Source organism: uncultured Mesonia sp. (assembly GCA_947499595.1).
GTDB classification, from domain to species: Bacteria; Bacteroidota; Bacteroidia; order Flavobacteriales; family Flavobacteriaceae; genus Mesonia; species Mesonia sediminis.
This window is the reverse complement of record CANMOY010000002.1, coordinates 104,289-116,924: the sequence shown is the minus strand read 5'-3', so window position 1 is coordinate 116,924 and position 12,636 is coordinate 104,289. Positions and strand designations below refer to the sequence as shown.

14 protein-coding genes are annotated in these 12,636 nt (G+C 36.1%); 12 read left to right on the top strand and 2 right to left on the bottom strand.

The features are described from left to right. The first annotated feature begins 54 nt into the window (after window positions 1-54). From ACH2AZ_RS02725 to ACH2AZ_RS02680, 10 genes are all read left to right on the top strand, one after another. Window positions 55-396 (top strand): PadR family transcriptional regulator, encoded by a 342-nt coding sequence (locus ACH2AZ_RS02725; protein WP_147861794.1) that lies wholly within the window; start codon window positions 55-57, stop codon window positions 394-396. Continuing rightward, window positions 396-1,001: a hypothetical protein gene (locus tag ACH2AZ_RS02720; protein ID WP_394906534.1), complete on the top strand. Its 606-nt coding sequence runs from the start codon at window positions 396-398 to the stop codon at window positions 999-1,001. Before ACH2AZ_RS02725 ends, ACH2AZ_RS02720 begins: the two co-directional genes overlap by 1 nt. Beyond that, window positions 998-1,702 carry a hypothetical protein gene (locus ACH2AZ_RS02715; RefSeq protein WP_394906533.1) on the top strand — a complete coding sequence of 235 codons (705 nt, stop codon included), beginning with the start codon at window positions 998-1,000 and terminating at the stop codon, window positions 1,700-1,702. Before ACH2AZ_RS02720 ends, ACH2AZ_RS02715 begins: the two co-directional genes overlap by 4 nt. Then, a complete protein-coding gene (locus ACH2AZ_RS02710; RefSeq protein WP_394906532.1) occupies window positions 1,699-2,385 on the top strand; it encodes a hypothetical protein in 687 nt (228 codons plus the stop codon). Before ACH2AZ_RS02715 ends, ACH2AZ_RS02710 begins: the two co-directional genes overlap by 4 nt. A 51-nt stretch (window positions 2,386-2,436) precedes the next feature. Then, window positions 2,437-3,912 carry a DUF5687 family protein gene (locus ACH2AZ_RS02705; protein WP_394906531.1) on the top strand — a complete coding sequence of 492 codons (1,476 nt, stop codon included), beginning with the start codon at window positions 2,437-2,439 and terminating at the stop codon, window positions 3,910-3,912. Window positions 3,913-3,915: 3 nt separating this feature from the next. Then, complete coding sequence (locus tag ACH2AZ_RS02700) at window positions 3,916-4,611, top strand: ABC transporter ATP-binding protein (RefSeq protein WP_394906530.1); 696 nt, start codon at window positions 3,916-3,918, stop codon at window positions 4,609-4,611. 192 nt (window positions 4,612-4,803) lie between these two features. Further along, complete coding sequence (locus ACH2AZ_RS02695; protein ID WP_394906529.1) at window positions 4,804-7,356, top strand: hypothetical protein; 2,553 nt, start codon at window positions 4,804-4,806, stop codon at window positions 7,354-7,356. A gap of 1 nt (window position 7,357) precedes the next feature. Beyond that, entirely contained in the window at window positions 7,358-7,783 is a 426-nt protein-coding gene (locus ACH2AZ_RS02690) for a polymer-forming cytoskeletal protein (protein WP_394906528.1), read from the top strand. Next, the gene (locus ACH2AZ_RS02685; RefSeq protein WP_147861786.1) at window positions 7,746-7,967 is read left to right on the top strand and encodes an AtpZ/AtpI family protein; all 222 of its coding nucleotides are present in this window, start codon (window positions 7,746-7,748) and stop codon (window positions 7,965-7,967) included. The genes ACH2AZ_RS02690 and ACH2AZ_RS02685 overlap by 38 nt, the downstream gene beginning before the upstream one ends. Continuing rightward, window positions 7,968-8,372, top strand: a complete 405-nt coding sequence (locus ACH2AZ_RS02680; RefSeq protein ID WP_394906527.1) for a hypothetical protein — start codon at window positions 7,968-7,970, stop codon at window positions 8,370-8,372. Here the strand turns inward: ACH2AZ_RS02680 and ACH2AZ_RS02675 are convergent. Beyond that, a complete protein-coding gene (locus ACH2AZ_RS02675) occupies window positions 8,369-9,130 on the bottom strand; it encodes a UDP-2,3-diacylglucosamine diphosphatase (RefSeq protein ID WP_394906766.1) in 762 nt (253 codons plus the stop codon). The two genes, ACH2AZ_RS02680 and ACH2AZ_RS02675, sit on opposite strands and share 4 nt — an antisense overlap. Before the next feature lie 337 nt (window positions 9,131-9,467). Here ACH2AZ_RS02675 and ACH2AZ_RS02670 point away from each other — a divergent pair, with 337 nt between their 5' ends. Together ACH2AZ_RS02670 and ACH2AZ_RS02665 are read left to right on the top strand one after the other, a co-directional pair. Continuing rightward, window positions 9,468-10,007, top strand: coding sequence for a 3-hydroxyanthranilate 3,4-dioxygenase (locus ACH2AZ_RS02670; protein WP_147861784.1), 540 nt, complete (start codon window positions 9,468-9,470; stop codon window positions 10,005-10,007). Between the two features lie 263 nt (window positions 10,008-10,270). Beyond that, entirely contained in the window at window positions 10,271-11,827 is a 1,557-nt protein-coding gene (locus tag ACH2AZ_RS02665; RefSeq protein ID WP_379047383.1) for an aldehyde dehydrogenase family protein, read from the top strand. A 235-nt stretch (window positions 11,828-12,062) separates the two neighbouring features. Here the strand turns inward: ACH2AZ_RS02665 and ACH2AZ_RS02660 are convergent, their stop codons facing one another. Continuing rightward, complete coding sequence (locus ACH2AZ_RS02660; protein ID WP_379047386.1) at window positions 12,063-12,626, bottom strand: autotransporter outer membrane beta-barrel domain-containing protein; 564 nt, start codon at window positions 12,624-12,626, stop codon at window positions 12,063-12,065. Between the last annotated feature and the right edge of the window lie 10 nt (window positions 12,627-12,636).

The following is a 12,636-nucleotide window of genomic DNA, read 5'->3' as shown; positions in this document are numbered from 1 at the left end:
GTAACTTAGGTATGTAATAATTTTATATTTTTGTAATTCAAGTTAATTGGTTTTATGAGTAACTCTAAGCTATATAAAGGCAGTTTGTCAACCATCATTTTAAAGCTCTTAGCCGATGAAGGCAAGATGTATGGGTATGAAATTACTCAAAAAGTAAAACAACTTACACAAGATGAATTGCAAATTAAAGAAGGAGCGCTTTACCCGGCTTTGCATAAGTTGGAAGCAGATGGTTTACTTGATATAGAGGTGAAAAAGGTGGATAATCGTTTGCGAAAATACTATAAACTCACCGAAAAAGGAACTCAAGAAAGTATTGGCAAATTAGCCGAATTAGAACGATACTTATCAACCATGCAGGCTTTACTATTGCCCAAAACCAAATTGAGTTCTTAATGCCTTTAAATTTAGAGCAAATACAATTTATAGACCGCTATCTCAGGAATTCTGGGATGCTTTATGATGATGTGCGTGCAGAGTTTGTAGATCATATTTCCAGTGCGCTTGAAGCGGAAGAAGAAAGCGATTCATTCGATTTTTATAACCACTTTAAAAATTACATGATCAAACATAAAACTGATTTGCTTAAGCGTTACGAAAAATCTGAAACCCGTGCATTTTGGTTAATCTTAAGCCAGTTATTAAAAAAGGCATTTAACGTAAGGGTCATTTTCGTGAGCGCAGTAGTTTATGCATTTAGTTATTTTGGGATACATTACACCATTAAACAGTATCTGATTCTCCCGATATTACTGTTGGCTATATTTTCTGTTTTTTGGATGGTCTGGGGTAGAAAAAACATCGGTAAAAAAACATTGTATCAGTATAAGTTAATGATGCTTATCTTCGCTTTTGATTATTTTTCGCTTCAATTTTTCAACCCTAATGCCAGCAATTGGAACCTTTACTTATTGGGTTTTTATATTTGGTTTAATGTTTCAGGATTATATCTCTACTACCAACAAACGCAACGTATGAAATTTATAGAAAGCGTATCATGAAAAAGCTAAGTGCCACACATATCGAACAGCTTTATGCGTTTACCCGAACACATTTTGTCGATTATTACGATGTGCAAACCGAGCTCGTTGATCATTTGGCCAATGGCATAGAAACGCAATGGGCAGCAAACCCTGACTTAGATTTTGAGCAGGCTTTAGATATAGAGTTTAAGAAATTTGGGGTGATGGGTTTTGCCGAAATTGTGCAGGAAACCCAGAATCATTATACCCAAAAATTCAATAAACTACAGCAACAAGGTTTTTTAAAATTTATGCAAATTAAGGTCGTACTACTGCTTAACATTATGCTGAGTGGTTTTGCTTTTATTTTTATACACTGGTTAGATTATATATTGTTATTAATGCTAGTGCCTATAGTACTATTGTTTACTTTTTTGGGGTTTTTATACAATCAAAATAAAATCTTTCAACATAAAAAACTGGTTAAGCAACAAGATAAATCAGCTTGCTTACAAGTGCTTTTAACCCATCGTGTAAGCGCATTCAGTTGGTTGCATAGTTTGTTATTTGGAATTATAGGGGCTTATAATTTTTTCTCTGGCCTATGGATGACCCAATTAGGGTGGATTGTTAGTATACAGCTCTTTTTTTGGTTGTATTATCGTCATTTTTACTGGTATAAATTAGCGAATAAACATGCGCTTGAACTTAGTTCGCTTTTAAATTTGAAAAAGGTATGAAAAAGCTAAGTGCAGCACATATCGAGCAGCTTTATGCGTTTACCCGAGCACATTTTGTCGACTATTACGATGTGCAAACCGAGCTCGTTGATCATTTGGCCAATGGCATAGAAGCGCAATGGACAGCAAATCCTGACTTAGATTTCGAGCAGGCTTTAGATATAGAGTTTAAGAAATTTGGGGTTTTTGGCTTTCTAGAGGTGGTAGAAGAACGCGAAAAACAAATGAGCAAACGATATTGGAAATTGATCAGGAATGAAGTTTATCAATTTTGTAAAATTCCAAAGGTTTGGGTTAGTATGGCGTTATTCCTCTTTATATTCACCATGCTTTTTCGATTGCCTTATGGTTTCTACGGGGTAGCCACCTTTTTAGCCTTAGAATTCTTTTTATATGTTTTTCTGCTAGGAAAACGCTCACGTCAATTAAAGAAAAATCAATCCGCTAAGCAACCATTGCTTCTAGAGGTGATTATTAATAGAAGCGGACAAATAGGGTCTTTTAGTTACATATGGTTTTATCAATTTCTAATTGTAGATGCTCAGGTTTTCTCTAATTTATATGTAGCTCTGGCCACATCGCTAATTATAAGTCTTGTATCCTTATTGCATTATATTGTTTTGGTGGTAATCCCTAAGCAGAAAAATAAAATCTTACGCGAAGTTTATCCAGAAATGGTTTAGAAAATTGTAACATTATCACAAATTTTATACTAATACTGTAAATCATTCACTATGCGGTATTCACAATTTTTATTTTTTGAATGGAAGCAGTTTAAACGCTCGTCTTCTTTTCAAAAAGGCATTGGTATTAAAATAGTACTCCTTCTAGCAGCCCTTTATTTTATAGCTGCTTTTACCGGTTTAGGATTGGTTGCTTATTATTTAATACAAAAATCATTTCCTCAGTTAGACCCTATAGTCGTTGTAAACAATTATCTAATTTTTTGGTTTTTATTAGATTTAACCTATCGCTTTTTTCTACAACAATTACCGGTAATGAATATTAAACCCTTTATGCTTGTTCCGGTTAAAAGGTCTACCATAATACATTATTTATTGGCCAAAACCAGTTGGTCATTTTTTAATTGGTTGCCGCTCTTCTTTTTTATTCCTTTTGCCATAATTTTGCTAGTCGAAGCTTACCCGCTAATACAAGTGATGGGCTGGTTGGTAGCTATGATTCTTTTCACGCTTTCGCTGAATTATTTAAACTTTCTCATCAATAAAAACAACACTTATTTTTATGGCTTAGTGAGTCTTATCTTCAGTTTTGCTGCGCTGCGTTATTTTAATATTTATGACATCACGGTTTTGGCAGGAGAGTTTTTTAATAAAATGTACAGTCTATGGTATGCCTTTCTTATTCCTTTACTGTTGTTGGTGCTCTTATACCGCAGAAACTATGCATTTGTACGAAAGAGTTTTTATTTAGATGATGCTATCCGTAAAGAAAAGAAATTGGTAAGAACCCAAGAATTCTCCTTTTTAAATCGGTTTGGAAAAATGGCACCATTTTTAAAAAACGACCTCAAACTCATTCTTCGTAACGCACGACCAAAGCAAGTTTTGTTTATGTCTTTTCTATTCTTGTTTTATGGTCTTATCTTTTACACCCAAGAAACATATAGCGATAGCCCCGCCTTTTTAGTATTTGCTTCCGTATTTATTACGGGTGGCTTTTTACTCTCTTACGGCCAATTGGTTCCTTCTTGGGATAGCGAATATTATAAGCTACTTATGAGTCAAAATATACCTTACCGTCAATACCTCGAGTCTAAATGGTACCTTATGCTGGTGGCTGTAATTATTTCATTTATTCTTGCTACGCCGTACATTTATTTTGGCTGGGATATTTATGCGATGATAGCAGCAGGAGCGCTTTTTAATATTGGTTTAAATTCGTTTATTACGCTTTTTGGAGGTGCTCTAAACCGAGTACCCGTAGAGCTAAATGTTAAAGCAAAAGCCTTTAGCAATACACAAGGCTTTAACCCTACTCAGTTGCTTATCGCACTGCCTAAAATGCTTGGCCCAATGCTTATTTTTTACATACCTTATAAACTGATAAATTTTAATGCAGGTTTATTGGCTTTAGCTTTAAGCGGATTGATTGGCTTGATGCTTAAATCATTTTTCTTAAACAAAATAGAATCCATATACCAAAAAGGAAAATACAAAACCATTGCGGCTTTTAATGAAAAAAAATAAACTATGATTCGCGTAGAAAACTTATCCAAAAAATACAATCAAGATGAGGTGTTGCATATTGAACATCTAGAAATTCCTAAAGGTCAAAGCTTTGGTTTAGTAGGAAATAATGGAGCCGGTAAAACCACTTTTTTTAGCCTTTTGCTCGATTTGATACAACCTACCACCGGGCATATTGTAAGCAATACGATACGCATAGACGCCAGTGAAGATTGGAAACCCTTTACTGCTGCTTTTATAGACGAGTCTTTTTTAATAGGCTACCTAACCGCTGAAGAATACTTTTATTTTATAGGGGAGTTGCGCGGCCAAAGTAAAACGGCGGTAGATGTGCTATTAGCTCAGTTTGAAGATTTTTTTCAGGATGAAATTCTACAAAAAAAGAAATATTTGCGCGACCTATCAAAAGGGAACCAGAAGAAAGTTGGCATCATCGCTGCACTTATCGGTCAACCAGATGTGGTGATTTTAGATGAACCTTTTGCCAATTTAGATCCCACTACACAAATACGCTTAAAGAAGATTATAAAAGATTTAGATGAAAACACCGAAACCACCATTTTAATTTCGAGTCACGATTTGATTCATGTAACCGAAGTTTGTGAGCGCATTGTGGTTTTAGACAAAGGAGAACCGGTAAAAGACATTCAAACCAGTCAAGCTACTTTAGAAGAATTAGAAGCCTATTTTAATAAGTAGTCTATCTTTCTTAAAAAAAGCTATTATAATTTAGCTTTCCTAATTACCATATGAGTTTTAAAACAAATATATAACTACAAACCTGTGCTTTTTAGGGTGCAGGTTTTTTTAATGAAAAAAAGACCGTATTTTTACTGCCAATGATACTAAAAATACCTTTACGGAGTTATTTTTAGAGGAGGTAAACAATTTATGAATAAACACAAAAGCGTTCAACTAATCACCTTGTTGCTAGTAGGTTTAAGTTTGGTTTCTTGTTCTCGTAAAAAGAACAAGTGGCTCAACCGCAACTTTCACGCAATGGGTGCCTACTACAATATTATATACAACGGTAACCTTGCATTAGAGGAGGGTAAGCAAGAAATTGCACAAACTTATGTAGATGATTATTGGAAAATTTTACCCGTAGAACGGCTTGAGATTATCGAGGCATCTGAAAAAGACGAGCAAGCCAAGAACCAGCATTTTGAACGTGCCGAGGAAAAGGCTGCCAAAGCCATACAAAAACACAATATGCATATTGCGGGCACCGAATATAATCCGCAAATGGATAAAGCCTTCATTTTATTGGGTAAAGCCCGGTATTACGATCAGCGTTTTTTCCCTGCATTAGAGGCCTTTAATTACATCATAACAGACTACCCCGAAAGCGATCAACTGGCAACCGCGCGCATTTGGCGAGAAAAGACCAATATGCGAATGGGGAATCACGAAACGGCTATTAAAAATATAGAAGCCCTTTTAAGTTCGGGAATAGCCTTTTCAGAAGAAGATTATACGCATGCTTATGCTACCTTAGCGCAAGCTTACTTAAATTTAGATCAAGAAGAACAGGCGCTAGCGGCCATTGAAAATGCTGCCGCTTATGCTAAGTCGCACGCAGACCAAGGCAGGTACTTGTTCATCAAAGGGCAGTTGCATAAATCGCTAAATCAGATAGATTCGGCCAATGCCACTTTTGATCGGGTAATTGCCCTAAACCGCAAATCGCCTCGTGAATATATGATCAATGCGTATATGCAGCAAATTCAAAACCTTGATTTCACCCAACAGGATACGCTAGCTACAATGGAGCTGCTAAATGAACTAGCCGAAAACAGAGAGAACAGGCCTTATCTAGATCGAATTTATTATCAATTTGCCGAGGTTTACAAGCAAAAAGATACACTCCCAGCGGCAGTAGATTTCTATAACAAGTCTTTGCGCGAAGACTCTAGAGATAAGTATTTAGTTTCTCGAAATTATCTGAATTTGGCGGTGATCAATTTTGATGCGGCACAATATAAAACTGCTGGTAAATACTATGACTCTACCTTGGTGCAATTAGATAAAAGCACTCGCGAGTACCGTAGCATTTTAAAGAAAAGAGAAAACTTAGATGATGTCATTTTGTACGAAGATATTGCGGTAAAAAACGATAGTATTCTGCGCATAGCCGATATGTCAGACCAAGAGCAACTCACTTTTTTTACAGATTTTACGCTGCAGCAAAAAGAGAAAGCTATTGCTCAAGCAAAACAGCAATTAAAAGAAAAAAATGCACAACCCCAAGACTTATTTAAAACGCAGGCCAGTATGGTGTCTAACCGACGTGGATTAGGAGGTGGAGCTAGCTTTTATTTTTATGATAATAACCAAGTGCAAAAAGGAATCCAGAAATTTAAAAAGCAATGGGGAGATATTCCTTTGGTAGATAATTGGCGCTATGAAGATGTAAAACAAGCCAAGAAAGACAGCAAAAAACAGCAAGAAGAAGCCATTTTTGAAGCCATTGAAGAAGATCCTATTTATAAACCAGAAACCTATATCAGTCAGATTCCCAAAGATCAGGTGGTTTTAGATAGCTTGGCTAAAGACCGCAATTTTGCCTACTATCAACTTGGTGTTATCTACAAAGAAAAATTTAAAGAATATCAATTGGCAGCCAATAAGCTAGAAGCTTTATTGAAAAACAATCCGGAAGATCGATTGATATTACCTTCTAAATACAACTTATATAAGATTTATGAGATTACGGGCAATGCTCAACGACAAAGGTTTTGGAAAGAAAATATTCTTGCTAATCACCCCGACTCTAGATATGCTACCATTTTGCGTAATCCACAAGGATTAATAGGCGATCAAAACAGTCCGCAAGCCGTGTATAAACAACTTTATCTGGCCTATCAAAATGAAGAGTTTGACGGCTTGATTGCGCAAATACAGCAAGAAATTGAGCTTTTTACAGGAAATGATATTGTACCCAAATTAGAACTTTTAAAAGCTTATGTACAGGCACGAGTTAACGGGCTTGCAGCTTATAAAAAAGCTTTGAATTATTTAGCTTTAACCTATCCGCAAAGCGAAGAAGGTAAAACCGCCGAAAATTTACTACAAACGGCCATACCAGCTTTAGAGCAAAAGCAATTCGATTTTAAGCGAGCAGATACACATTATAAAATTGTTTTTGTGTTTAATACGCAAGAAGAGCAAGCATTAACTACATTAAAAGAACAGCTGCTTGCCGGTATAGACCACGTGCAAGCCAGTGATTTAAGTGTGTCTGAAGATCTTTATATCCCAGGTCAGCAATTTTTAGTGGTGCATGGTTTAAAAAGTGAACAAGGAGCACTTGGGTTTTTAGAAAAATTGAAAAAAGAAACAGACCTGACTTATGATCGTCAACCTTATAGTGTGGCTGCTAAGAACTATAAGCTTATACAGATGAAGAAGAATTTTGATATATACCTAGAAAAATTAAAATAAGATGTTTTCAGAAAATAAAAGAGATAAAAAATCGAAAAAAGAAATGAATCACCTGAGTAAAGAGCAGAATAAAATTGCAGAGGGAACTACTATTAAAGGAGATTTAGAAGGTCAAGGCAGTTTTAGAATTGATGGAAAGATTATTGGTACCATTAAAACCGCTGGTAAGATCGTATTGGGTAAAAACGGCGTGATTGAAGGCGAGGTAACCTGTGAGAATGCAGATTTAGAAGGGTTGGTAAAAGGCAATCTTGAAGTAAATAACACGCTGACTTTGAAATCGAGTGCTGTGGTTGAGGGCGAAGTGATTACAGGCAAATTAGCTATTGAACCAGGTGCCGATTTTAACGCCACTTGTACTATGAAAGGAGCCGTAAAATCTATGCATAATGACAAAAAACAAACCAAAGAAGGAAAAACCGCTTAACCAATGGGTGGTTTATACTGGACTGGCCTTTCAAATGGGGGTAGTTATTGGTATCGGTGTTTTTGGTGGTATTTGGTTGGATGAACAGTTTCCTAATAAGTTTTCGGGCTTTACTATTGCCTGTTCATTATTAGGCGTTTTCATTGCCTTGTATCAAGTTTACTCCAGCTTAAAAGATAAATAGATGAAAGAAAATTTTGGACAATCGTTAAGGGTGTTCCTTAAAAAGTTATTGTTGTTCACCTTAATTTTAGGAGGATTACATTACTTATTAGCATTTACAGTTTTACAATTCGATTTGTATTATAGCATACCGGTAATGTACCTTTTTTTAAGCCTACTTACTTTAATCGTCTATGTCTGTGTATTATGGATTGCAAACAACTTTCCCGATAAGGCTGGCTTTACTTTTATGGGATTAGGAATGCTAAAAATGTTTATTGCCGTTGCTTTTCTAGTACCTATAATGCTTTATAAAGAAGATGATGTAAATGTAATGGCAAGCGTATTCTCCTTTTTTGTGCCCTACCTTTTTTATTTAGGCTTCGAAACCTTACACGCTGTAAAGCTTATAAAAATGAATGATTAAGATATAGGGAATTCGTTAAGCAACAATTTTTCTCCGTCATAACTAGCATAAGTATAGTACTGTATCCAGTCGCCTAAATTTACATATCGGCTTGATTCGCTTAAAGCGATATCTAATGGCAAATGTCTATGCCCAAAAATAAAATAATCATAATGCTCTTGAGCTAATTTTCGTTTGGCATATTGCACCAACCATTCCTTTTCTTCGCCTAAATATTGGGCATCTTCATCTCCCGAGATCAGCTTATTTTTAACCGATAAATGCTTGGCTAAACGCACACCAATATCGGGGTGCAACCACCGGTAAAACCATTTTGATAACGGATGCACAAATACTTTTTTCATACGTTTATACCCTAAGTCGCCCGGACCCAAACCATCGCCGTGACCAATAAAAAACTTTTCATTTCCCAGTTGAAAAACCTGTGGCTCGTGATAAACTGGTATATTCAATTCTTTTTGAAAATAATCATTCATCCATAAATCGTGATTACCTACAAAAAAATAAACCGGTATACCCTGGTCGGTAAACTCGGCTAACTTTCCTAGAATACGAACAAAGCCTTTAGGAACTACCTGTTTATACTCAAACCAAAAGTCAAATAAATCGCCCAGTACAAAGAGAGCAGCAGCATCTTTTTGAATAGTAGTCAACCATTTAAGCAGGTGCAATTCGCGTGGCCTACTTTGCTCTTCGGTAGGCGCTCCCAAGTGATGGTCACTGGTAAAATAAACTTTTTTATTAGGAGGTATTTTAATACTCTTCATAGCGTTAGCAAATGTACTACAATTTAACAAACTGACTTAACAGCGGCAAAAAAACAAAACTAGTATTTGACCATAGTAAAACTAAATATACCTTAGAATTGAGTTTATAAATCTGTATTTAAAACCCCGGCTTGTGCCTTTTAAGTTGGAATAAAGTTTAATACAAGGTTTACCTTGACGGAAGAAATTATAGGTGCAAAAAAGAAGCACAAACGGAGTTGTAGCCAATAGTGCGGTTTTGGTTTGAACAACCAAAAAGCGCCCTAAAAAAAATATTTAGGGTAAATGATTTGAAATTACTAAATTTAAACCGATAAAACTATGACCTATGGCTATTGCAAAACCCTTTAATTTACAGAAATGGATTACAGAAAATCGCGCATTTTTAAAACCTCCCGTAGGCAATAAAAATCTATATAAAGAATCTGGCGATTATATTGTAATGATTGTTGCAGGGCCAAACGCTCGTAAAGATTATCATTATAATGAAACCGAAGAATTGTTTTATCAATTAGAAGGAAATATCGAAGTACATATTCAAGAAAATGGAGAAAAAAAGACAATGCAATTAGGACCAGGAGATATGTATCTGCATCCGGCAAAGGTGCCGCACTCGCCGGCGAGAGCTGAAAACTCGATTGGTTTGGTAATCGAACGCAAACGTAAAGATTTAACAGGCAAAGATGGCTTGCTGTGGTTTTGCGATAACTGTAACCATAAATTATATGAGGTGTACTTCCCCTTAGAGGATATAGAAAAAGATTTTTTAAAACATTTTAAACATTTTTATACTAGCAAAGAACTGCGCACTTGTAACAACTGCGGCGAAGTGATGCCAGTAGATGAGCGTTTTGTTGGTGAAGAGTAGTTAAGTCTTTTCAATCAGCGAAAGAATTTCTTTAAACAAACTTCATCATAATCTTAGCCAATTTTATTATTAGTGCTAGAAAGTTGCATCAAATTACATAAAATTGTTTCTGGTAGCTAAGCTTTTATCGACTAGTTTTCTTATCTAAATCAATTTTCACCGGTTTTTAGGCTAAATTTTCTCTTTAAAATCTTATTTTAGGCGAATTAAATTGGGGAGGCAAGTTTTGCCTAAAAATAAATAATCTAAACAGAAATTTTATTATGAGTCAAATTGCAAAAGAATTTGGAATCGACAAAGCCTTGGAAGAATTGGGCTTAAATCAAGATATTAATAACGGTACTTCTACTGGCGAAGATTTTTTTAGTAGCGGTGAGGTTATCGAGTCATACTCACCGGTAGATGGCGCTTTAATTGGTAAGGTGCGCGCTACTACAAAAGAAGATTATGACAAAGTTATAGCGGCTGCGACAGCTGGCTTTAAAGAATGGCGCACAATGCCTGCACCACAACGTGGTGAAATAGTAAGACAGTTTAATGATGAACTACGAAGATTAAAAGAGCCTTTAGGGAAATTGGTTTCTTATGAGATGGGTAAATCCTATCAAGAAGGATTAGGTGAAGTGCAGGAAATGATAGATATCTGCGACTTTGCGGTTGGTCTTTCGCGACAGTTGCACGGTTTAACCATGCACTCTGAGCGTCCTGGTCACAGAATGTATGAACAGTACCATCCACTTGGCGTGGTAGGTATTATCTCTGCGTTTAACTTCCCGGTAGCTGTTTGGTCTTGGAATACCGCACTAGCTTGGGTATGTGGTGATGCTTGTATCTGGAAAGGTTCAGAAAAAACACCATTAACTTCTGTTGCTTGTCAAAACATTGCTGCACGCGTATTTGCTAGTAATAATGTACCGGCTGGTATTTCTTGTTTAATTACAGGAGACTACAAAGTTGGTGAATTCATGACTAAAGATGAGCGAATTCCTTTAATCTCGGCAACAGGATCTACCAGAATGGGAAAAATTGTAGCCAAAGAAGTTGCAGGACGTTTAGGAAAAACCCTATTGGAGCTAGGAGGTAACAATGCTATTATTGTAACGCCAGATGCCAATATTAAAAATACCGTAATTGGTGCTGTATTTGGAGCAGTAGGTACTTGCGGACAGCGTTGTACTTCTACTAGAAGATTAATTGTGCACGAAGAGGTGTATGACAAAGTAAAAAATGCTATTGTAGACGCCTACAAACAAATCAAAATTGGTAATCCTTTAGATGAGAATAATCACGTGGGGCCGTTAATTGATAAAGATGCGGTAAAAAATTACCAAAATGCCTTGGATAAAGTAGTTGAAGAAGGCGGAAATATTTTGGTTGAAGGTGGTGTTCTTGAAGGTGAAGGTTATGAGAGCGGATGCTATGTAAAACCAGCTATCGCCGAAGCCGAAAATCATTTTGAAATCGTACAACACGAAACTTTTGCACCTGTACTGTATTTGATGAAGTATAAAGGAGATGTTGCCAATGCTTTAGAGTTACAAAATGGCGTGCGTCAAGGTTTGTCTTCTGCTATAATGACCAACAACTTGCGTGAAGCAGAGCGCTTCTTGTCTGTAGAAGGATCTGATTGCGGAATTGCCAACGTAAATATTGGTACTTCTGGAGCCGAAATTGGTGGCGCCTTTGGTGGAGAGAAAGAAACTGGTGGAGGTCGCGAATCGGGTTCTGATGCTTGGAAAATCTATATGCGTCGTCAAACCAACACGATAAACTATACCACCGAGTTGCCTTTGGCACAAGGAATTAAATTCGACTTATAAATTGAAATTAGTGCATTTCTCTCGTTCGTGCCTCACTCGTCGGATGCAGGGGCACAAGGAATTAAATTTGACCTATAAGGTAAAGGTATATATTTAAGGTTTAAGCTAATTTTAATCGGATTGAGCCTTTAATGACTTTAAAATTAAAAACCCTCACGTAAATGTGAGGGTTTTATTTTAGATTTTCATTGATTTTCTTCAAGATATTGAAATCCGTAAAGGCTTAAAAAAGATATTAAAAACGATAGCCAATGCTTAGACCTGCATTAAACTCAATAGAAGAGAAGCGGTCTTTTACTTCGTCGCTAAAATTTCTAGCTATATTGGCATAGGGTCCAATTACAAAGCGATCATTAAAATTCCATTTATAACCAGCACCAATACCAATCATAAAGCTATCCATATCGGTAACTTGTTTAACTCGTACATCGTTTCCTTCTACGGCTTTGGTAACTTTCTCTTCAAATTCGCCAAAACGGTATTTTAAAAACGGATTGATATAAACACCAGATCCAGGCATTTCTAAACCAAAGTAATACACATAACCTAGTTTTAAGCTATTGGTATTAAAATCTCTTGAGCCTTTCTCGCTATGGTAATTTATTCTATCATTGATAAGCACTTCTACATCTATGGCTTGATCATAACCAAAAAAATACTCGTAACCAACTTCTACAGAAGCAATGGCGATGGTGTTTGCAATATTTAGCTTTACTTCGCTATGTTTAAAGTCTTCTTCTTGTGCCCAAGCACTTAGACTTATAAATAAAGCCAAACCGGCGGTAAGAATTTTTTTCATAATTATTTAT

Excerpts from the sequence above, each read along its gene's own strand:
- ACH2AZ_RS02725 (WP_147861794.1), top strand. The coding sequence starts at position 55 with ATGAGTAACTCTAAGCTATATAAAGGCAGTTTGTCAACCATCATTTTA.
- ACH2AZ_RS02720 (WP_394906534.1), top strand. The coding sequence starts at position 396 with ATGCCTTTAAATTTAGAGCAAATACAATTTATAGACCGCTATCTCAGG.
- ACH2AZ_RS02715 (WP_394906533.1), top strand. The coding sequence starts at position 998 with ATGAAAAAGCTAAGTGCCACACATATCGAACAGCTTTATGCGTTTACC.
- ACH2AZ_RS02710 (WP_394906532.1), top strand. The coding sequence starts at position 1,699 with ATGAAAAAGCTAAGTGCAGCACATATCGAGCAGCTTTATGCGTTTACC.
- ACH2AZ_RS02705 (WP_394906531.1), top strand. The coding sequence starts at position 2,437 with ATGCGGTATTCACAATTTTTATTTTTTGAATGGAAGCAGTTTAAACGC.
- ACH2AZ_RS02700 (WP_394906530.1), top strand. The coding sequence starts at position 3,916 with ATGATTCGCGTAGAAAACTTATCCAAAAAATACAATCAAGATGAGGTG.
- ACH2AZ_RS02695 (WP_394906529.1), top strand. The coding sequence starts at position 4,804 with ATGAATAAACACAAAAGCGTTCAACTAATCACCTTGTTGCTAGTAGGT.
- ACH2AZ_RS02690 (WP_394906528.1), top strand. The coding sequence starts at position 7,358 with ATGTTTTCAGAAAATAAAAGAGATAAAAAATCGAAAAAAGAAATGAAT.
- ACH2AZ_RS02685 (WP_147861786.1), top strand. The coding sequence starts at position 7,746 with ATGACAAAAAACAAACCAAAGAAGGAAAAACCGCTTAACCAATGGGTG.
- ACH2AZ_RS02680 (WP_394906527.1), top strand. The coding sequence starts at position 7,968 with ATGAAAGAAAATTTTGGACAATCGTTAAGGGTGTTCCTTAAAAAGTTA.
- ACH2AZ_RS02670 (WP_147861784.1), top strand. The coding sequence starts at position 9,468 with ATGGCTATTGCAAAACCCTTTAATTTACAGAAATGGATTACAGAAAAT.
- ACH2AZ_RS02665 (WP_379047383.1), top strand. The coding sequence starts at position 10,271 with ATGAGTCAAATTGCAAAAGAATTTGGAATCGACAAAGCCTTGGAAGAA.
- ACH2AZ_RS02660 (WP_379047386.1), bottom strand. The coding sequence starts at position 12,626 with ATGAAAAAAATTCTTACCGCCGGTTTGGCTTTATTTATAAGTCTAAGT.